Annotated in this window: 21 protein-coding genes and 1 other RNA gene; 13 read left to right on the forward strand and 9 right to left on the reverse strand. The window is 61.3% G+C overall.

The features are described from left to right. Nucleotides 1-68: 68 nt before the first annotated feature. From IEV88_RS08495 to tkt, 4 genes are all read right to left on the reverse strand, one after another. The gene (locus tag IEV88_RS08495) at nucleotides 69-905 is read right to left on the reverse strand and encodes an RraA family protein (protein WP_188158857.1); all 837 of its coding nucleotides are present in this window, start codon (nucleotides 903-905) and stop codon (nucleotides 69-71) included. 84 nt (nucleotides 906-989) lie between these two features. After that, nucleotides 990-1508 (reverse strand): hypothetical protein, encoded by a 519-nt coding sequence (locus tag IEV88_RS08500; RefSeq protein WP_188158856.1) that lies wholly within the window; start codon nucleotides 1506-1508, stop codon nucleotides 990-992. Nucleotides 1509-1516: 8 nt separating this feature from the next. Continuing rightward, complete coding sequence (gene gap / locus IEV88_RS08505) at nucleotides 1517-2524, reverse strand: type I glyceraldehyde-3-phosphate dehydrogenase (RefSeq protein WP_188158855.1); 1008 nt, start codon at nucleotides 2522-2524, stop codon at nucleotides 1517-1519. Nucleotides 2525-2535: 11 nt separating this feature from the next. Next, a complete protein-coding gene (gene tkt, locus IEV88_RS08510; RefSeq protein ID WP_188159237.1) occupies nucleotides 2536-4494 on the reverse strand; it encodes a transketolase in 1959 nt (652 codons plus the stop codon). A 220-nt stretch (nucleotides 4495-4714) separates the two neighbouring features. Here tkt and IEV88_RS08515 point away from each other — a divergent pair, with 220 nt between their 5' ends. The 4 genes from IEV88_RS08515 to IEV88_RS08530 all read left to right on the forward strand — a co-directional run bounded on the left by IEV88_RS08515 (nucleotide 4715) and on the right by IEV88_RS08530 (nucleotide 6098). Further along, nucleotides 4715-4996, forward strand: a complete 282-nt coding sequence (locus IEV88_RS08515) for a hypothetical protein (RefSeq protein WP_188158854.1) — start codon at nucleotides 4715-4717, stop codon at nucleotides 4994-4996. Next, complete coding sequence (locus IEV88_RS08520) at nucleotides 4996-5328, forward strand: cell division protein ZapA (RefSeq protein ID WP_188158853.1); 333 nt, start codon at nucleotides 4996-4998, stop codon at nucleotides 5326-5328. The genes IEV88_RS08515 and IEV88_RS08520 overlap by 1 nt, the downstream gene beginning before the upstream one ends. 6 nt (nucleotides 5329-5334) lie before the next feature. Then, nucleotides 5335-5489, forward strand: a non-coding RNA gene (gene ssrS, locus IEV88_RS08525) — 6S RNA. Nucleotides 5490-5504: 15 nt separating this feature from the next. Then, entirely contained in the window at nucleotides 5505-6098 is a 594-nt protein-coding gene (locus tag IEV88_RS08530) for a 5-formyltetrahydrofolate cyclo-ligase (protein WP_188158852.1), read from the forward strand. On the opposite strand, the gene IEV88_RS08535 is transcribed toward IEV88_RS08530, so the two are convergent. Together IEV88_RS08535 and IEV88_RS08540 are read right to left on the reverse strand one after the other, a co-directional pair. Then, nucleotides 6095-7354: a TraB/GumN family protein gene (locus IEV88_RS08535; RefSeq protein ID WP_188158851.1), complete on the reverse strand. Its 1260-nt coding sequence runs from the start codon at nucleotides 7352-7354 to the stop codon at nucleotides 6095-6097. The genes IEV88_RS08530 and IEV88_RS08535 overlap by 4 nt on opposite strands. 54 nt (nucleotides 7355-7408) lie before the next feature. Then, a complete protein-coding gene (locus IEV88_RS08540; protein WP_188158850.1) occupies nucleotides 7409-9184 on the reverse strand; it encodes a DUF885 domain-containing protein in 1776 nt (591 codons plus the stop codon). Nucleotides 9185-9327: 143 nt separating this feature from the next. Here IEV88_RS08540 and IEV88_RS08545 point away from each other — a divergent pair, with 143 nt between their 5' ends. From IEV88_RS08545 to IEV88_RS08580, 8 genes are all read left to right on the forward strand, one after another. Next, the gene (locus IEV88_RS08545) at nucleotides 9328-10152 is read left to right on the forward strand and encodes a TIGR00282 family metallophosphoesterase (protein ID WP_188158849.1); all 825 of its coding nucleotides are present in this window, start codon (nucleotides 9328-9330) and stop codon (nucleotides 10150-10152) included. A gap of 123 nt (nucleotides 10153-10275) precedes the next feature. Next, complete coding sequence (locus IEV88_RS08550) at nucleotides 10276-11232, forward strand: LysR family transcriptional regulator (RefSeq protein ID WP_188158848.1); 957 nt, start codon at nucleotides 10276-10278, stop codon at nucleotides 11230-11232. An 80-nt stretch (nucleotides 11233-11312) separates the two neighbouring features. Then, nucleotides 11313-11672: a hypothetical protein gene (locus IEV88_RS08555; RefSeq protein WP_188158847.1), complete on the forward strand. Its 360-nt coding sequence runs from the start codon at nucleotides 11313-11315 to the stop codon at nucleotides 11670-11672. Between the two features lie 95 nt (nucleotides 11673-11767). Then, nucleotides 11768-12511, forward strand: a complete 744-nt coding sequence (locus IEV88_RS08560; RefSeq protein ID WP_188158846.1) for a YebC/PmpR family DNA-binding transcriptional regulator — start codon at nucleotides 11768-11770, stop codon at nucleotides 12509-12511. Between the two features lie 139 nt (nucleotides 12512-12650). Next, complete coding sequence (locus tag IEV88_RS08565) at nucleotides 12651-13724, forward strand: GIN domain-containing protein (protein WP_188158845.1); 1074 nt, start codon at nucleotides 12651-12653, stop codon at nucleotides 13722-13724. A 391-nt stretch (nucleotides 13725-14115) separates the two neighbouring features. After that, on the forward strand, nucleotides 14116-14679 hold the full coding sequence (gene efp, locus IEV88_RS08570; RefSeq protein ID WP_188158844.1) for an elongation factor P: 564 nt from the start codon (nucleotides 14116-14118) through the stop codon (nucleotides 14677-14679). Between the two features lie 120 nt (nucleotides 14680-14799). After that, entirely contained in the window at nucleotides 14800-15180 is a 381-nt protein-coding gene (locus tag IEV88_RS08575; RefSeq protein WP_188158843.1) for a BlaI/MecI/CopY family transcriptional regulator, read from the forward strand. Nucleotides 15181-15216: 36 nt separating this feature from the next. Further along, nucleotides 15217-16908 carry a M56 family metallopeptidase gene (locus tag IEV88_RS08580; RefSeq protein WP_188158842.1) on the forward strand — a complete coding sequence of 564 codons (1692 nt, stop codon included), beginning with the start codon at nucleotides 15217-15219 and terminating at the stop codon, nucleotides 16906-16908. Between the two features lie 67 nt (nucleotides 16909-16975). Here IEV88_RS08580 and kdsB read toward each other — a convergent pair whose 3' ends face one another. Genes kdsB through galE form a run of 3 tightly spaced genes read right to left on the reverse strand, consistent with a single transcriptional unit; the run spans nucleotide 16976 to nucleotide 19197 of the window. Continuing rightward, on the reverse strand, nucleotides 16976-17773 hold the full coding sequence (gene kdsB, locus IEV88_RS08585) for a 3-deoxy-manno-octulosonate cytidylyltransferase (protein WP_188158841.1): 798 nt from the start codon (nucleotides 17771-17773) through the stop codon (nucleotides 16976-16978). After that, nucleotides 17770-18213 (reverse strand): VanZ family protein, encoded by a 444-nt coding sequence (locus tag IEV88_RS08590; protein ID WP_188158840.1) that lies wholly within the window; start codon nucleotides 18211-18213, stop codon nucleotides 17770-17772. The genes kdsB and IEV88_RS08590 overlap by 4 nt, the downstream gene beginning before the upstream one ends. Then, entirely contained in the window at nucleotides 18214-19197 is a 984-nt protein-coding gene (gene galE / locus IEV88_RS08595; protein ID WP_206711228.1) for a UDP-glucose 4-epimerase GalE, read from the reverse strand. A gap of 103 nt (nucleotides 19198-19300) precedes the next feature. Between galE and IEV88_RS08600 the strand changes: the two genes are divergently transcribed. Continuing rightward, nucleotides 19301-20080 carry a metallophosphoesterase family protein gene (locus IEV88_RS08600; RefSeq protein ID WP_206711227.1) on the forward strand — a complete coding sequence of 260 codons (780 nt, stop codon included), beginning with the start codon at nucleotides 19301-19303 and terminating at the stop codon, nucleotides 20078-20080. Nucleotides 20081-20085: the final 5 nt, after the last annotated feature.

Consider the following 20085-nt stretch of genomic DNA (forward strand, 5'->3'; position numbering starts at 1 on the left):
CCCCCCGTTAAGGGGATCAGCGGCCCTCCCTGCCCTTGGTAACAATCCCGGTGAAAGAATGTTGCGTCCTATTCGACAGACGGATCAAGATCACGTCCCATGCGCTCATAGAGATCGCGGCGTCCGGCCTTGTCGGAGTCGAGGATCTTGTGCGCGAAGCCGGCAACGTCGAGCGCCACGGCACGGGGCACGACGATCACCCCGTCGCCATCGGCGACGATGACATCGCCCGGATAGACCAGCACACCACCGACCACGACAGGCATATTGACGGATTCGATCTCGTTGCGGCCCGGACGGATACCACGGCCCGGCTTGCGCAGATAGAGCGGCACTTCCTGGGTAATGATTTCATCCGTATCGCGGGCCGTCGCATCGGTGACGACACCGACGGCGCCGGCCTCCTGCCATGCCATGATATTGTAGGACCCGATCGAGCCGACATCAGCGTCCGGCGCTTCGTCGAGGATCAGCGCAGTGCCTTCGCGGATCAGTTCGGCGAAGGGTTCGGAGGAATATTCATTGTACCAATTGCCTTCCCACGCGCGGTAGTCGTCATAGGACAGCCCCTGCTGCGGCAGCGGCTTTTGCGTTGGCACATAGCGGGCGGTGACGGCAATGCCGATGAAGCGATGCTTGAAGGTCTCCGTGTCCTTCCAAAGGGCGTGGATTTCCGGATCCACCAGCCCGGTATCGAACAGGCCGACGAAGTCCATGCCGTCGGAGACATCGGCAACGCGCAGCCCCTCAAATGCGGCCAGGATTTCACGGTCCTCGGCGTCGGAATAGACTTCCGTCTCAAGGAAGCTCCTGCCCGCGCGCAAGTCTTCCTGCGCCGATACCGGTGTCAGCAAGGGGCTGAAAAAAGCGGCCGCAGCGGCCAGAGTCCTGAAATGGCTGATCATGATCCATCCTCCCGTTTTTTATGGTTGGGAATATAGGACCAGAGAAGACGCGGAACGGCAAGGTGCCGGTTTGACGGCGAGCTATTATTCTCCCGGTTGTCCCATCGCACAACGCGTCCATGTAACGGTGCCCTGGGCGGAGGTCTTGGTCAGCGTATCGCCTTCGACCGCGATCTCGACGACCTCCTCATAGGGATCGCCCTCGCCGGTGCAGCGCAGGCCGGCCTCGTAGCGGCTCATCTCATCGTCGATGGCCGACAGCTCGAACATGTAGCAGGAATTTTCGAGGCCGGTGATGGTGCGGCCCTCGATCAGGACCGGTGCGTCCATGGACGTGCCTGGTTCCAGCGAGCAGTCGGTGAAGTCGCTCGCCCACAGGCCCTGGAACGGATAGACGCCATCGGCCGGACGGACGCCGCCAGAAGCAGGGTTGCCGCCGGGGTCAGCTTCAGGGTCTGGCACCGCGTCGCCTTCATTAGGCGGCACATCCGCCGGGATGTCCTCCACCGGGTATTCTTCTGCACTATCCGGCGAATATGACGGCTCCTCCCCTCCGCCACAGGCGGCAAGGGCCAGAAGGATGAAGGGGAGGAAGCGTTTCATGGTGTTTTTTACAGGAACTTGCCCATGGCAAGAGCGGTATCGGTCATGCGGGTCGAGAAGCCCCACTCATTGTCGTACCAGCTCAGCACACGGATGAGCTTGCCTTCCAGGATCTGCGTCTGCGGCGCAGCGAAGGTCGAGGAATGCGGGTTGTGGTTAAAGTCCGACGAGACCAGCGGTGCCTCGGTATAGCCGAGAACGCCCTTCATCGCGCCTTCGGAGGCTTCCTTCATCGCGGCATTGACCTCTTCGACCGTCGTGTCGCGTTTCGGCGTACAGACGAGGTCGACGACCGAGACGTTCGGGGTCGGGACGCGGATCGAGGAACCGTCGAGCTTGCCATTGAGGTCCGGCAGGACGAGGCCGACGGCCTTTGCGGCACCGGTCGACGTCGGAATCATGTTCAGGCCGGCGGCGCGGGCGCGGTAGAGATCCTTGTGCATCGTGTCGAGTGTCGGCTGGTCGCCGGTATAGGAGTGGATCGTCGTCATGTAGCCGCGTTCGATCCCGACCGTGTCGTGCAGCACCTTGGCAATCGGCGCCAGGCAGTTGGTCGTGCATGACGCGTTGGAGACAATCATGTCCGTCTCGGTCAGGACGTTGTGGTTGACGCCATAGACGATGGTCTTGTCGGCGCCGGATGCCGGGGCGGAAACCAGCACGCGCTTGGCACCCGCTTCCAGGTGCAGGGCCGCCTTTTCGCGGGCGGTGAAGATGCCGGTGCATTCGAACACAATGTCGATGCCCATCTGGCCCCAGGGCAGGTCGGCCGGGTTGCGCTCGGACAGGACCTTGATCGGCCCGGTACCGGCGTCGATCGTGTCCTCGGTCGTCCTGACCTCGCCCGGGAACATGCCGTGCACGGAATCATAGCGCAGCAAATGAGCGTTGGTCTCGACAGGGCCGAGATCGTTGATCGCGACGACTTCGATGCCGTCGCGCTTGTTCTCGATCATGGAACGCAGCGCAAGGCGCCCGATACGGCCGAAGCCATTGATGGCTACACGAAGGGTCATTCTGTCTCTCCTTATGACAATAATTCTTTTGCCTTGGCGGCGATGGCGGCGCTGGTGATGCCGAAATGCTCGAACAGCTCCTCGCCCTTGCCGCTGGCGCCAAAGCCGGTCATGCCGACAAAGGCACCCTTGCCCTTGCCCGCGGTGTAGATGATGCGGTCCCAGCTCTGCTGGATGCCGGCCTCGGCAACGACGCGGGGACCATCCCCCAAGACATCCGCTATATAGGCGTCATCCTGGTCCATGAACAGGTCAAGGCACGGCACGGAGACGACGGCGGCCGTGACGCCATCCTTTTCCAGCTCTGTCTTGGCTTCCATCGCCAGTTCGACCTCAGAGCCGGATGCGATCAGTGTCACGTCGCGCTTCTTGCCGCCGGAGAGGATATAGCCGCCCTTCTCGCACGGATTGCCTTCAGCCATTTCGGTGCGCAGCTGGGTCAGGTTCTGGCGCGTCAGCGCGATGCCGCTCGGCTTGTCGGTCATGTTCAGCGCCACTTCCCAGCACTCTGCCGTTTCGACCACGTCGCACGGCCGGAACATGTAGAAGTTCGGGATCGCCCGCAGCGCGGACATGTGTTCGACCGGCTGGTGGGTCGGGCCGTCTTCACCAAGGCCGATGGAATCATGGGTCAGCACATGGATGACCCGGATGCCCATCAGCGCGGCGAGGCGCAGCGACGGACGGCAGTAATCCGAAAAGATCAGGAAGCCGCCGGAATACGGGATCACCCCGCCATGCAGCGCCATGCCGTTCATCATCGCGGCCATGCCATGCTCGCGAATGCCGTAATGGATATACCGACCGGTCGGGTCTTCCGCCGTCAGCGCCACGGTCTGCGAGGTCTTGGTATTGTTCGAGCCGGTCAGGTCGGCGGAACCGCCGAGGGTGAACGGGATTGCCTCGTTGATCACTTCCAGCGCCATTTCCGACGCCTTGCGGGTCGCAACTTTCTTGGGGTCGGCGATAAGGCCGGAGATGTATTGCGAGATCGCGTTGCGAAGGTCTTCCTTCACATCGCCGGAAAGCGCTTTCTTGTATTCGGCAGCCTTGTCGGATTTGGCCATGCGCGCATCCCACTCGCCGCGGGCGGCAGCGCCCTTCTGGCCTGTCTGGCGCCAGGCGTCGAGCACGTCGGACGGGACGTCGAACGGCTCATGGGTCCAGTCGAGGCTGGTGCGGGCGAAGGCGATTTCCTCGGCGCCCAGCGGGGCACCATGGGCGGATTTGGTGCCGGCCTTCTTGTTGGCGCCCTTGCCGATGACCGTCTTGCAAGCGATCAGCGACGGCGTGTCGGATTTCTGCGCGGCCTCGATGGCCTTGGCGACCGCTTCCATGTCGTGTCCATCGACGCGGGTGACATCCCAGCCGGACGCCTCGAAGCGCTTCAGCTGGTCGGTCGAGTCGGCCAGGGAGACGGCGCCGTCGATGGTGATGTTGTTGTCGTCCCACAGCACGATCAGCTTGTTCAGCTTCAGGTGACCGGCGAGCGACAGCGCTTCCTGGCTGATGCCTTCCATCAGGCAGCCATCGCCGGCGATCGTGTAGGTGAAGTGGTTGCAGATATCCTCGCCATAGCGCGCGCGGCAATGCGCCTCGGCGATCGCCATGCCGACCGCATTGCCGAAGCCCTGGCCGAGCGGACCGGTTGTGGTCTCCACGCCCGGTACATGGCCGTATTCCGGGTGACCGGCTGTCTTCGAGCCCAGCTGCCGGAAATTCTTGAGGTCATCGATGGTCATGCCTTGATAGCCGTTGAGATAGCTGAGCGAGTAGATCAGCATCGAGCCATGGCCGGCGGACAGGACGAAGCGGTCGCGGTCCGGCCAGTTCGGGGCGGACGCGTCGAATTTCAGGAAGCGGGTGAACAGTGTCGTTGCGACATCCGCCATGCCCATCGGCATGCCCGGGTGACCGGAATTGGCCTGTTCGACGGCATCCATCGACAGGGTGGCGATGGCGGCGGACATGCGTTTTTGCAGTTCGGGAGAAAAATCGGTCACGGATGGGTCCCCTCTCTATGTGGCGGGCTTATCTGATGCCGCTTCTCTTGCACCCGACCGGGCGAATTTTCAACCCTGATGTTAGCGCTAAACCGGTCAGAAATCGATTGTTAGCGGTGTCAGAGTTCAATGCTGGACAGAAGCCGTACCGGGCAGATAAGGTCACTGAAAACAAGAGGTTTACCCCATGGCCACACTGGAAAGTTCGGTTCGCGATCTGAAAGTGGCGCTCGATGATCTGAGCGCCCGGGTGGAGCGGCGCTCACTGACCCTCGCCGACCAGACCGAAACCCTGTCCAACATGCGCGATCAAGCGGGCTCCGCCCAGAAATATGCCGGCAAGGCAGCGCTTGACCTAGCCTCGGTCATCGACGACCTGCGCTCGCTTCTGGACGAGGACGAGAGCGAGCAGGTCGAGGCCCCCGATGATTCCAGTAACAGTAACAGTGACCCCGAAGAGGATGCGTAATGGGACAGGTGACGATCGCGATCAATGGCCAGAACTACAATGTCACCTGCGATGATGGCCAGGAAGAGCGGCTGAAGGAACTCGCCAATTATTTTGACGGCCATGTCAGCCGCCTCGCCGCCCAGATCGGCAATATCGCCGACTCCCGCCTGATGCTCCTCGCCGGGCTGACGGTCTGCGACGAGTTGAAGGAAGCGCAGCTCCTGATCCGCGATCTGGAGGATGAATCCGGCCTTACCAGCGAGAAGGGCGCGGCGGAGATCATTAAATCGGTGACAGACCGCGTACATGAAATCGCGGAGAGGCTTGAAGAACCCTCCACAACGGCCTAGATATCGTGATCGCTGCCCGGCTCGTCAGGATACTTTCCCCGGGGCCTTAAATTCTCAAATGGGAGCTACCTCTGCCCGGATCGTGGTCCGGTGCACGCGGCGCCCACCTGGTCCATCGGGTCCAGGGCGAACGCAAATCCAACGGCCAGGGCGGCACTTTATTTCAGCGGGGACCAATGCCGAAGCTGACTGACTTTCTGCCGGACCCGTTCGGCAAGGACATTTATCGCCTGAACGCCAAGAAGGCGCGCGAGGATGCCCATCTCCGCCGTCCCCACGCCGCCCGCCAGGCCGCGGCCCATTTCATCGCTTCCGTTCCCTTCGCCACCCGCAAATGCATCGCCGTCTATTATCCGGCGGGCACTGAACTTCATACCTGGCCGCTGGTCGAGGAGTTGCAGGCGGAGGGCAAGACCGTCTGCCTGCCGGTCGTTACCGATACAAACAAGCCGCTGATTTTCCGCACCTACACGCCGGAAATGCCGCTCGAAAAAGGACCGTACGGCATCATGGCGCCCTCCACCGCGGCGCCGGTGTGCCATCCGGATCTGCTGATCGTGCCGCTTCTGGCCTTCCGCCGCGATGGCGGGCGCCTCGGCATGGGCGGTGGCTATTACGACCGCTCGCTACATCAATTACGCCGTGAACGGAACGTCCTTGCCGTTGGCTATGCCTATGCCGATCAGGAGATGGAGAAATTCCCCGTCGACCGCCACGACCAGCCGCTTGACTGGATCGTCACGGAACGCGAAGCGATCAAGGTGCGTTAGTCGGCCTGCGCCGGCTCAAGCGCCCCGGCAATATCATAGGCCGTCCCGCCCCACGGTGTCAGCGGCGCAGACCCCTGAAACAGGACGGCGTAATCGGTCGCCTCGCTCGCGCTGCCCTCTATGTCGAAGGTCTCGGTCATCATGGTGATGATCCCTTGCGCCTGCACCAGCTTGCCGCCTTGCGCATAGGGCGTACCCTCGCCATCGAGGTTGAAAACGCCTACAGGCGCATCGCCGGTGGCTTTTTTCAGCGGGTGGATGCCGCGCAAATAGTACAGATAGGTCTGGTCGTAGTTTGCCGGCAGCAGCACGTAGTCGTCCCCGTTCGGCCCGCGGGCCGGTTCGGGCAGATAGGCCGACGGCATCATCATTAACGATCCCTCTGCATAAAGCGCCATCAGGCTGACCACGCCCGGCTGGAAGGCAGGCAATTCCGCCAGCCGCATCGCCAGGGGCCGAGATCCGTTGACGGTTGTTTCCATGCCGTGAAACAGCCCCCACATGCCATACAGCTTCTCACCGGCCAGCAGGTCACTGGCCATGGCCGTCTCGATATTGGCGAGAATGACCCCATACCGGCTGGCGCCCTGTGCATTCGCCGCGATGGTCTGGGTCAGCAGGGCCTGCTGCAGCGCCATCACGGCAAGGCGCCGCGATGATGACCCCGCCTCACCGGCCATGGCGAATTGCTCGGCCAGCAGGTCGCCCTGCGTGACGGCGAAATCGGTCTCGGTGAGATAGTCGACGCCGATGAACCAGATTTTCCGGTCATCGGGCAGCGCCATGTTCAGGGCCCTGATCTTCTCCAGCTTGGCGAAGAATTCCTTGTTGCCCCACTGGGCTTTCTGGGCGGCGAAATCGTCGAAGACCTGTCGTGCCTGCGCATCGTCGCCGGTTTCCAGATAGTGGTTGAAGGCAAACGCCGCCGAGGGCGGCAGTTCGGCAAGATAGTAGCGCACCCCTGCCCGCTCGTTCAGATGACGCAGCAGGGCGAAATCGAAATCCTGCGGCGCGCCATAGCCATGCATCTCGGCAAACAGGAACAGCCGGTTATCGTAGAAGCTGTCGTCGAAGGCGAATTCGGGTGCCTCCGCCAATGGATCGAGCGAAAACCCGTTCCGTTCGAGATAGGCGACATCGCTGCCCTCGCTGAGCTTGTCCTGAAGGACCGCGATCCAGGGCCAGCCGGCCAGAACGACAACCAGGCCAAGCAGGCCCAAGAACAGCCACTTGATGGCCCCGAGAATGAATTTCATATGCCCCTCAGACTGTCGTCAAACCTATAGTAAGCCTTAAACAGTGCGCGGTCGCTAGCTTTTTTGCTCCTCGATCCAGGTCTTGATGTGGTCTTCCAGCACTGACAGCGGCACGCCGCCATTTCCCAGCACGGCGTCATGGAACAGGCGGATGTCGAAATCCTCGCCCAGCTCTTCCTCGGCCAGTGCCCGCAATTCCTTAATCTTCAGCTCGCCGGTCTTGTAGGCGAGCGCCTGACCCGGCCAGGTGATGTAGCGGTCGACCTCGGTGGTGATGTTGTTCATCGACAGGGCCGAGTTCTCGGCCATGAAGTCGATCGCCTGCTGGCGCGTCCAGCCCTTGGCGTGGATGCCGGTGTCAACGACGAGGCGGCAGGCGCGCCACATCTCGTAGGAGAGCTGGCCGAACTTAGTATACGGCGTTTCGTAGAAGCCTGCCTCCTCGCCAAGACTTTCGGCATAGAGCCCCCAGCCCTCCACAAAAGCAGTGAAGAAGGTGAAGCGCCGGAACGGCGGCATGTCGAGCTGTTGGGCCAGCGCGATCTGGTGGTGGTGGCCCGGCACTGCCTCGTGCAGGGTCAGCGCCTCCAGCTCATAGAGGGGCCGCGTATCGAGCTTTGTCGTGTTGACGAAATAGAAGCCCGCCCGCGTCCCGTCGCCCGCCCCCGGCTGGTAATAGGCCGTGGTCGTCTTTTCCGCAATATCAAGGGGAATTTCCTTCAGACCATAGGGCAGGCTTGGCAGCGTCGCGAAGAGTTTCGGCATTTCGCCATCCATCTTCTTGGCAATGCGGGCTGCCTCGACCATGCGCTCGTCGCCAGTCTGCGGATAGAATTGCGGGTCGGTGCGCAGGAAATTGAGCCATTCCTCGAACGTGCCGTCGAACTCCGCCGCCTCGATCACTTTCTCCATTTCGGCGCGAATACGGGCGACTTCCGACAGACCGCGCTGGTGGATTTCCTCCGGCGTCGCATCGGTCGTCGTAAAGCTGCGGGCGAGATAGGCGTAGTAGTCCTGCCCGCCTTCGACCGAGCCGATCCCGTCGATCTCGCGGCAGGCGGGCTGGTATTCTTGCCGGTAAAAGGTCTCGAACTCTTCCAGCGCCGGGATGATCTCGGTCTCGACAATATCGCTCGCCTGCGCCTTCAGTTCGTCGAACCGCGCCTGCGCCATCGTCGCTGGCTTGGCCGCGAAGGGGGCGAGGAAGACGCTGTCGGCGGCATCGTCGACGATATGGGTCGTGATGGAGTCCTCATAGCCCTCCATCGACGCGCAGGGCTGGGTCCAGCCGCCTTCGATCCCGGTACGGATCGTTTCTGTCGCCGTTTCGATATACTCATCCATCTTGCCGAGCCTTGCGACATAGGACGCAAAATCATCGGCATCGAAGAAGGGCAGCAGGTCCGGCAGGCCGGTCATGTCGAGATGCGGCCCGCCGCGATTGGAAATGAGGATATATTTGCCGGGAAAATCGCCCGCCTCGATCTCGTCTTCCAGCTGCTGGGTCAGCAGCGCGTAATTCAGCTGATTGTCGTCGCTCAGCGTGGCCGGGTTGATCGCCTGAAGCTTGCCCAGAAAGGCCTTCCTGTCCTCGACGGCGGCATCATAGGCGGCGATGGACGGATCGCCCAACTCGTCACCGGCAACATCCTCGCCCAGCATGGTCGCATAGGCCGGGTTCTGCTCCAGATACCATTGCCAGTGAGCCTCCATCACCTGCTCGAAGCGTTCATCAGCCTCCTGCGCAATCGCGGGCGCAGCAGCGCACAAAGCGATGGCGGCAACGCCAAGGGACAGAGCTAGCGAACGGGATCTGGTGGCTATTTGCATTGGGTTCTCCTCTACTCAGGCGTAATCGTGCGTATGCCCTCCGCCATAAGTCAAGCGGGCGGCCGCTTCCAAAGACGGCGCTTGCGTTCGCCCCTGATCGCTCGCATATAGCGCTCACCTCAAGCTGCAGGAATTTTCTTTTCATGCGTCTAGCGTTTTTCGGCGATGTGATGGGCCGCTCCGGCCGCAAGGCCCTGTCCGATCACCTGCCACGCCTGCGCCGCCGCCTCGCCCTCGATTTCATCGTCGTCAACGCCGAAAACGCCGCCGGCGGCTTTGGCGTGACCGAGGCAATTTGCGAGGAGATCTTCGACCTTGGCGCCGATGTCATCACTACCGGCAACCACGCCTATGACCAGCGCGACAGCCTCGACATGTTCGACCGGGAGCGGCGCCTGTTGCGCCCGGCGAACTTTCCAGCCTCCAATCCCGGCCGTGGCGCGGGTCTTTACGGAGCCGGCGACGGACGCAGCGTTCTCGTCGTGCATCTGCATGGCCAGCGCTTCATGAACCCGATGGACGACCCGGTCCCGGCGCTGGAACGCGAGATGGAAGGGCTGATGCTGGGCCGCGAGGCCGATGCCATCATCGTCGACATGCATGCCGAAGCCTCGTCGGAGAAATATTCGCTGGGCCAGTACCTCGATGGCAGGGTCAGCCTCGTTGTCGGCACGCACACCCATGTGCCTACCGCCGACACCCAGATTTTCCCGCGCGGCACGGCGTTCCAGTGCGACGCGGGCATGTGCGGCGACTATGACAGCGTCATCGGCATGGAAAAGGACGGACCCGTCGCCCGGTTCACGACAAAGCTGCCGGGCAACCGCCTGCAGCCCGCGTCCGGCGAGGGTACTGTCTGCGGTGTCTATGTCGTGACCGATGACCGGACCGGGCTTGCGGTCCATGCCGAGCCGATCCGTGTCGGCGGGCGCCTCATCGAACAGCAACCGGCACCCGTCGAACGTTAGTCTGACAGCGTCTTGCCAGTTTTGGTAAATAAGGCGTTTCTTTTTCCGGCAGCTCGACTAGATTTGGATTAGTCGAAGAATAACGTGTGATTTCACTCGTTTATTGCCGTTGGGAGAACAGACATGGGCCAGCTCGAAGATATGGAAATCTTCACCGAGATCGTTCGTGCGGGCGGGATCACCCATGCTGCCGACCGCCTGAACATTGCTCCGTCCGCTGTCTCCCGCCGCCTGAAGGATATCGAAGCCCGTCTTGGCGTGCAATTGATGAACCGCACCACCCGACAGATGGCGCTGACGGAAACCGGCCGTGCCTATCTTGCCCATGCCGAGCGGATTCTCAGCGATGTCGAGGAGGCCAACAACGAAATCACCCGCGCCAGCGGCGAATTATCGGGCGCGATCCGCATCGCCGCGCCCCTGTCCTTCGGCCTGTCGCATCTGGCGGGCGATCTTTCCGACTTCATGAGGAAGCACCCCCAGATCACCCTTGATATCGACCTGTCGGACCGTCGTGTCGACCTGGTGCAGGAGGGCTATGACCTCGCCATCCGTATCGGCAATCTGCCCGACTCCTCCCTGCGCGGGCGCAAGATTACCGGTATCAAGACCGTATTGGTGGCAAGCCCGGATTTTATCGACAGATATGGGCCCCTTTCCTCACCCGCCGACCTCGATGGGCTGCCGGGGTTCGTCTATACCGGCGATGCCAGCGCCGGGAACTGGTCCTGCCGGTCCCCCTCCGGAGAGGACTTCAGGTTTCGCATCAAGCCATCGATGCTCTGCAACAATGGTGACCTGATGCGCGAAGCATCGACGCGGGGTCTTGGCCTGTTGAAGGTGCCCTCCTTCATCGTCGAGGACAGCCTCCGGTTCGGCTCGCTCATCTCGCTGTTCTCGGACCATGACTGGGGCAGCGTCGGGTTGCATATCCTGTGGCCGCCGACGCGCCACCTGTCCGCCAGAACGAGGGCCCTGATCGACCATCTTGCCGATACGCTGGCCAGGAACTGCCAGACCGGACCCGCGGCAAAATCCAGGCCCGGGAAAAGCAAAGGCGGCTCGAGGGCAATTGGTTAATTTTTTATGAATATCTGGTAATGCCGGGAGTGTATGGTTAACCTGCCGTGTAAGGGGAGCGGAACAAGGAGGGGATTATCATGCTGTCTCAAATTCTGAACGATCTTGGCACCGCGATTTCCATGGTGCTCGACTTCAACAACATCTTCATGGTGATCGCCGTTCTGGTGATCAGCGTCTTCACCGGCCTGCGTATGGGCAATTACGGCAACGTCTTCGGTGCCGTGATGGAGAGCACCGTGCTGCTCGCCATCGTCACCTATCTGTGGAACTGGCTGTCGACACCCGGTCGCTTCAACGTGACCGTCTGGGAATCGGAAACGATCCTGGCCTGGAACAATCTGATGGGCCTGACCGGTATGGCCCTGGTCGGTTACCTGTGCGTCTTCTTCATCCTGGTCTCTGCGGTCTACCTCATCAAGGCGATCGCCAGCCGCTAAGGTATATGGTCTCGCACACTTGAACCGGTCTCCAAGCCGCGCTAGATGGCTGAAACTTTTGTCGAAGCTTTCAGCCATCAGCAGGATACATCGTCATGGCCGGTCACTCTAAATGGGCAAACATCCAGCATCGCAAGGGGCGCCAGGACGCCAAGCGGTCGAAGATGTTCTCCAAATTGTCGAAGGAAATCACCGTCGCTGCCAAGATGGGCACGCCGGATCCGGACATGAATCCGCGCCTGCGCCTTGCCGTCGCCAACGCCAAGGCAGTGTCCATGCCCAAGGACAATATCGAGCGCGCCATCAACAAGGCGGCCGAGGCCGGCGGCGATGACTATGAAGAAGTGCGCTATGAAGGCTTCGGGCCCGAGGGCGTCGGTATCATCGTCGAGGCGCTGACAGACAACCGCAACCGCACCGCCTCGGACGTGCGCTCGACCTTCTCCAAGAATGGCGGCAATCTCGGCGAGACCGGCGCGGTTTCGTTCGGCTTCGACCGGGTCGGCCAGATTCGCTATGCTGGCGATGTCGCGACCGAAGACGAGATGATGGAAGCGGCGATCGAGGCCGGTGCCGACGATGTCGTCTCCTCCGGGGATGGCCACGAAATCTATACCGCCATCGAGGATCTCAACGATGTCTCGCGGGCTCTGGAAGAACGCTTCGGCGAGGCCCAGGGCACCGCGCTCATCTGGCGGCCGCAGAACCTTGTTCCGGTCGAGGGCGAAAAGGCAGGCACGGTGTTCAAGCTGGTCAACACACTGGACGATCTCGACGACGTTCAGAACGTGTATGCCAATTTCGACATCTCCGACGAAGACATCGAAAAATACGCCTGATTTCACGTCTCTGGGCAAAGCCGGCCGAGCGCCGACAGGCCGGTTTTTCCGCAACCTCATTTACTAAATATTTAGTTGCTGGTAAAAGGTGATTATATACTGTTTGCTGAGGGGAAATATTCCGAAGGAGGAGCGAGCAATGATTAACCGTCCAACAATCGGCCGCCAGGCAAGGGTGGCCATCTCCGCTGGCCTGTTTGTATCGGTCCTCGGCATCGGATGCGCGCAGGCAGAGGTGAAGACCAGCGACTTCAGCGGTTTCGACAGGGTGATGCTGGAGGGTTTCATCGGCACCGTCAGCGTTACGATTGGCGACGGCGATGCCATGTCCGTCACCATCGATGACCGGAACGGCGGCAAGGAGCCCGTCCTCGTCGAAAAGAACGGTGCGACCGTGCGGGTCTACAGCCGCGACGAACCTGACCACAAGGATATCTGGCGGCAGTTGAACTGGCAGCGCGACGGCAGCAAGGCCTTCCGCAATTTCCTCACTGATTATCCTGTCATCCAGATCACCCTGCCCGCCGGAACCGATCTCGTCGCCGACGATCTCGCCGCCTTCGTGACCATTGGTAATCTGGACAGCGACCTGACGATCGAGAGTACGATTTACATGGAAGGCACGATCGGGAACCTCGCCAATGTCGACATCAATATTTCCGGTGCCGGGGACCTGATGCTCGCGAATGTGACAGGCGGCATGAACAGCAATATCGCCGGGTCCGGCAGCCTGAAATTCGATACCGTAGGATCGGCGGCCATTGCCATCGCCGGCTCGGGCGATGTCTCCGTGCGCCGCGTCAGCGGGCCGGCAGAAGTCGATATCCGGGGCTCCGGCGACGTCTTCCTCGGTGAAATCGGCGCGAGCGCGGATCTGGACATCGCTGGCTCAGGCGATATCGAGGCCGGCGATGTGAGTGGCGGCCTGACCGTCAAGATCAGGGGGTCGGGCGATATTTCCGTCGGCAGCATCAACGGCCCGACGGAGGTCGATATCGTCGGCAATGGCGATGTCAGCATCAAGGATGGCGATGCCGCCGATATGCGCGTCAATATCAGCGGGTCCGGCGATCTCGATTTCGGGGGCATCGCCTCCAATCCCAGCGTGTCGATCCGCGGGTCCGGCGATGTCTATATCCGCGATTATACGGGCAAGGTCTCGACCAATGGCTCAGGGGACATCACCATCGGCAATATCGTCATCGACGACTGATCGCCGCCCGGAATCATCCCCCAAAAAGCCGGGCGCCCTGCCCGGCGTTTTTTGTGGCCACGAATGAAAAAGCCGGACCGCGCGATGTCGCTGCAGGTCCGGCTGATTAGTGGACGTTTCCCATCCCTTTATATGCCTGCCACTTTCTTGATTGTTATAATGTGACAGTTTTTAGTCACGGCAATACACCCCATGTCAGGATGAAAAACAAGACAGAATCGTCGCTGCAATGCAACAATTCTGCAACATTATGGCAACGAACCCTGCGCGCGGGCACCGGATTGTTTCTGTTGCAAGGAAATGGGCAACATGCCACAAGCACGCGCACCGTTTAGGCATGGCCGGCATCAGCCTGGCCCGTCCGTAAACCACGACAGCAGCAGGAAAAAGCATGAAGATCAACGGCAACGAAGTACGTCCCGGCAACGTCATCCAGCATCAGGATTCCCTCTGGGTCGCGGTCAGGACCGAAGCCGTGAAGCCCGGCAAGGGCCCGGCCTATGCCCAGGTCGAACTGAAAAACCTGCTCGACGGGCGCAAGCTGAACGAGCGTTTCCGCGCCTCCGAGACCGTCGAGCGCGTGCGCCTTGAGCAGAAGGACCATACTTACCTGTACAAGGAAGGCGAACTTCTGATCTTCATGGATTCTGAAAGCTACGAGCAGATTTCGATCCCGGCCGACATGATCGGCGAACGCACGGCGTTCCTGCAGGACAATATGCCGGTCGTGCTCGACATGCATGAAGGCACGCCGATCGGCGTACAATTGCCCCAGTATGTCACGCTGGAGATCGTCGAGACCGAGCCGACCGTCAAAGGTCAGACGGCGTCGTCGTCGTACAAACCCGCCATTACCGATAATGGCGTGCGCGTGATGGTGCCCCCCTATATGACGACGGGCGAGCGCATCGTCGTCGACACTGAGACGGTCGCATACGTCAAACGCGCCGAGTAACCCTCTCCCCCTCGCCCGAAATGGCGCAGCTGCCGCTTCAGGCTGAAATGTTACTAAATGGATAGTTTCGGAGGCAGCGGATTCCGAATATCCTGAACTATAAGCTTAGTCGAGGATATCATGCCGCGAAAACCGTCTCCCATTCTGACCGAAGCCGAGCAGCGCGTGATGCAGGCGCTGTGGGAGTTGAAGGAAGCTTCCGTGCGCGATGTACATGAGAAGCTGAACGGTATCAGGAAGGTCGCCTACACCACCGTGCTGACGGTCCTGAAAATCCTGCACGACAAGGGCTATGCCAACTATCGCAAGGAAGGGCGCGCCTTTGTCTATTATCCGGTGCTGAGCCAGAAGGAGGCACGCCAGCGGGCTTTGTCGCAGCTGGTCAGCCGGTTCTTCGAGGGCTCACCGCAGGCGCTTGCCGAACATCTCGTCGAACTCGACGAAATCGACATCGACGACCTCCAGGCCTTGAAGAAGGAAATGGACGACACAACATCCTGAAGCACAGAGGGCGTGCCGGACTAGGGGAATAGGGACATGGATCTACCCGGCCTTTTTACTGAAATTGCCTTTCGCCATCTGTGGCAGGGTCTTCTCATCATTGGTATTGTCAGCCTGCTGCTCGCCGGCAAGCGGTTCTGGAGCGCCGAGCATCGCTCCTGGTTATGGACGGCAGGTCTCGTCCTGTCCGCGATCCTGCCGGTAGCGACGCTGATCGATATCCCGACGATCCAAGTCGCCAGCGCCGCCGCGCCGGGCGCAGGCATGGCGGTGCCGGCTGCTGCTGCCCCGGCGATTCATCCGGTTCAGGTCAAGGTCTTCGCGCCGCTGGCTGGCGCCCTCGAAATGCTGCCGCTGCCGCTGATCCTCGCCGCGCTCGTCTCCATCTGGATCGGCGTCGGTGTCTGGAAGATTTTCCGCATCGTGTCGGCCGCACGCCAGACCCATGACCTCGTCCAGACGCTGAAGCCCTGCCCGCTGTCGACGGACATGCTGCCCCGCGACTGGCCGGAAGAGATCGATGTGATGCAGGCCGAGGGCGTGAGGACGCCGATGGCGATCGGCCTGTTCAGCTATCGCGTGATCCTGCCGGCAAGCCTCGTCGCCAGCCTGCCGACCCATCAGATCCGTCATGTCCTGTCCCATGAGCTTGCCCATATCCGGCGCGGCGATCTGCAATTCGCGCTGGTCCAGCGCCTGATCGAAGCCGTGTTCTGGTGGAGCCCGCTGACCGCTTTCATCGGGGCGCGCCTGCGCGAAGAACGGGAAATGGCCTGTGACGACCGGGCCGTCGCCATGAATGGCTGCTCACGCCAATATGCCAGCGCCCTTCTGGAAAGCGTGACCCTGCTCGTTGCCGACAAGCGCAAACATGGATACGGCCATCTGCATGGCAAAAGCTGCAGCGACATGCTCGCCCTGTCCGCTTTTGACCACCAGTCGCGCGGTGCTTTCCGCGCCCGCATCCGCCGCCTGATCGGCCAGGGCTATCGTGCCCGTGTCGATATCGGCCGCATACAGATTGCCGGGGTCTCGATGGCCGGCGTTGCTGTGCTCGGCCTGTTCCTGCTTTCCCCGCGCGGCGTGCTCAGCTCAGGCCTCGACACTGCCGTGGAGCGCCCCTATCTGACCGCCGGCATGGAGTCGTCGATGCCGGATAAAGGTTTCGCCATGTCAGATGCAAGTCTGCAGGCGCTGCTGAACGACCTGCGGGCAGCGAGCCCCGAGGCCATCCGTATCGAGATGATCCCCGCCTTCGCGGAAATTCCCCTGCCCCGGCTCGCCATCGCGGCGGCCCCGGGCCCCGAGAGCTTGCCTGCCGTCGGCAAATCGGGCCTGAGACATCCTGAAGAGCAGTGTCAGGACCCGCATCATCACGACCATGATGCCGATTTCCATATGGATATGGATAGCCACCATGACATCGATATCGACGTGAACACCATAACCGCCATGGCCACATCTGCCCGTATCGAGATCGAGAAGCTGGAAATGACGAGCGAGGTGGTGAACCCGTCACCCGAAAGGACGACGGAAGTCATCGTCATCACCCGCGAAGGCAACAGCAACCGGGTCGTCAAGCAGGTCATCCGTCACCGCGACGCCCAGAGCCTGAGCATCGCCTCGCGCGACGGCCGTACGCTGACAATGACGCTGCAGGAGGGCATGGACGGCACCTTTGCCTACCAGATGTCCGGCGGCGTCGGTGAAATCGTCACCGTTCAATGATCGTCGCAATTGTCTGAAAAAGCGGGCGGCTCAAGGGCCGCCCTTTTTTTGAGCGCGACAGGCGACTTCATCCTGTCCCGGCAAGTCGTTGCTTGAAGGCCGCAAAATCAGCCGGCGTGTCGATGCCCGGTGCGGCCTGCGGCACGATCGCCGCGGCAATGCGTTCGCCGGCTTCGAGGATGCGCAACTGTTCCAACTTCTCGATCGCCTCCAGCCGCCCGGCGGGCAGGCTGTCATAGGCTCTCAGGCTGGCGGCAGAGAAGGCGTAGATGCCGATATGCAGGTAATAGACGGTCGGATCGCTCACCCTGCCACCGTCATCGCGGGGGTAAGGCGTCAGCGCCCGGCTGAAATAGAGCGCATCGCAGCCGCCATCGGCGCGCGGATGGCCGAGTAGCGCCTTGACGCAGGACGGATCCTGCGGCGAGCCCGGCCCGTCGACCGGTTCCGGCGCGAACGGGCAGACCAGCGTCGAGACGAAGGCCGGCCGGTCGCCTGCGAGCGCGGCCCGGTGGACGGCGATCAGCGCGTCGAGATGGGCCGGATCAGTCTCCGGTTCATCGCCCTGCATGTTGACGACGATATCGACCGGCTCCCCCTCCCCGGCAATCCTGTCGGCAGCCTCGGCGACGCGCGCCGTCCCGGTCTGGTGATCGGCGGAGGTCATCACCGCTTCGCCGCCAAAGTCCTGCACGGTCTTCAGGATGCGCTCGTCATCGGTTGCGACAATGACCCGGTCGGCCGAAGAGCCTGCGGCCTTTTCATAGGTATGCTGAATCAACGGCTTGCCCCCGGCAACCAGCAGCGGCTTGCCCGGCAGGCGCGACGACGCAAACCGCGCCGGGATGACAATCATGGCTTTCATCGTCTCACCGTTTTCCTGCCGAACCGGTCATTGAGGGCCAGCGTCAGGCCGACGACCAGCATCCCGGCCGTCACGCCGGCGGCGTTGGCGAGCATGTCTGCGATGTCGGCCTGGCGTGCGCCGCCAATACCCTGAAGCACTTCAATGAGACCGCTATAGGCGATGAGCAGCACCGGCAGCAATACAACTCTGCCGAAAGGACGCAACGCGGCGAGAACCGCCGTGCCGCCGAGCGCGCCATAGGCGATGAAATGGGACATCTTGTCGGCATAGTCTTCCGTGCCGAACAGCAGACCTGACAGCCAGCGGCTGAAGTCCGGCCCGCCGGGCACGTCATCCGGATTGGGAATGAGGCTGAGAAGGGTCACGACGACAAGGAGAAGGGCGAAACAGACGCGCATGGACAGTACGAACCATCGCGCCCGGGCAAAGTCGATCATTCAGGCAGCATCTCTCTGCTTGACGAAGCTTTCCCATTTGATCGCGCTACGGACGATGTATTCCAGATCGTCATAGCGCGGCACCCAGTCGAGCACGGCGCGAATCTCGGCATTGTCGGCGATCAGCAGGGGCGGGTCGCCGACGCGCCGCGAGACGATTTCCGACGGCAGCTTCTGTCCCGTCACCTGCTCGACGGCGGAGATGACATCGAGAACAGATGCGCCAAAGCCGTAACCGCAATTCAGCGTAACGCTCGCCCCGCCATGGCGCAGATATTCAAGGGCACTCAGATGGGCTTCGGCCATGTCGGAAACATGAACATAGTCACGAATGCACGTACCGTCCGGGGTCGGATAATCATTGCCAAAGATTTGCAATTTCTCCCGGCGCGTGCCGACGGCGATCTGCGCGGCGATCTTGATCAGGTGGCGCGGCCCGCCCTCCTCGCCCGCACGGCCATCGGGGTCTGCCCCGGCGAGGTTGAAATAGCGCAACACGGCAGCGCCGACACCGTTCGCCTCGGCGATATCGCGCACCATGCGCTCGGCCATCGACATGGATGACCCGAACGGCGTGATCGGATCAAGCGGCGTCTCCTCCCGGATCGGCATGCGGTCCGGCACGCCATAGACCGATGCGGTCGATGAAAAGACGATCCGGCGAATGCCGGCGGCGGTTGCCGCTTTCACCAGATTATAGGTCGCGATCGTATTCTCTTCGTAATGCGTGGCTGGATTGCTTTGCTGGGCCTTGGGCAGCCGCTCGCCGGTGAAATGGACGATCTCGTCGATCGACCTCGCCTTGAACAAGCGTGTCAGCTTGGCAATGTCGGACAGATCAGTGCGCACGACATCGACGCTTCCCAATGCCGGGGGCAGCTTGGCCTCCGGCTCCAGTGCGATGAAATCCTCGCCTGCATCCATCAGGCTCAGGAGCATGTGGGTGCCGGGATAGCCACCGGCATTTGTCACGGCAATGGTCACGGCGTCCTCCCTGGGGACCAAGGTTAACCTAAGTGAATTTCCGCGGAACACAAAGTGTTGTTGATCAAGGTTTCGAAAAATTGAACATTGCAATGCAATAAATATGTCATCCAAGAGACATGAAGTATGGTATGCCGCGATGATGATGTTCAGGCAGAAGCAGGAAAAGAGAGAATTCGCGGCAAGGGCACCGGATGGCGTCAGGATATATGCCATCGGCGATATCCACGGCCGTAACGACCTGCTGCTGGATCTGATGGAGCGGATTGATCGCGACGCGGACATGCCGCACCGCATCATTTTTCTCGGCGATTATGTCGACCGCGGAGAAACCTCCGCCGACGTCATCGAACACCTCATCGCGCTGAAACGCGAGCGCGGTGACGACATCGTGCTGTTACGCGGCAATCACGAACAGGCCATGCTGGATTTCATCGCTGCCCCCGAGGAGACGGCCAACTGGATCGAATGGGGCGGCGGCGCGACTCTGGAAAGCTATGGCCTCGACAAGGTTGCCGGCGAGGACCCGGAAGATCTGCGTGACAGGTTGACCGAAAGGCTGCCCGACAGCCATTTCCGTTTCCTGATGGATCTCGTCAACTGGCACATCGAGCGGGATTATATCTTCGTCCATGCCGGTATGCGCGCCGGCATCCCGCTGGAACAGCAGCGCGAGGAAGATCTGCTGTGGATCCGCAATGCCTTTTTCGACCAGAAGCCCGGGGCGTTCGGGCAGACCTGTATTGTCCATGGCCATACACCGAATGAGGAAACCCCGCTCGATGTCGGCTGGCGGATCAATGTCGATACGGGTGCCGTGTGGACTGGCAAGCTCACCGCCGTGGCGCTGGAGGGCACCGACCGGCGGTTCATCTCCACGTGAGACGG

The organism is Aquisalinus flavus (assembly GCF_014640095.1).
In the GTDB taxonomy this organism is placed as follows: Bacteria; Pseudomonadota; Alphaproteobacteria; order Caulobacterales; family Parvularculaceae; genus Aquisalinus; species Aquisalinus flavus.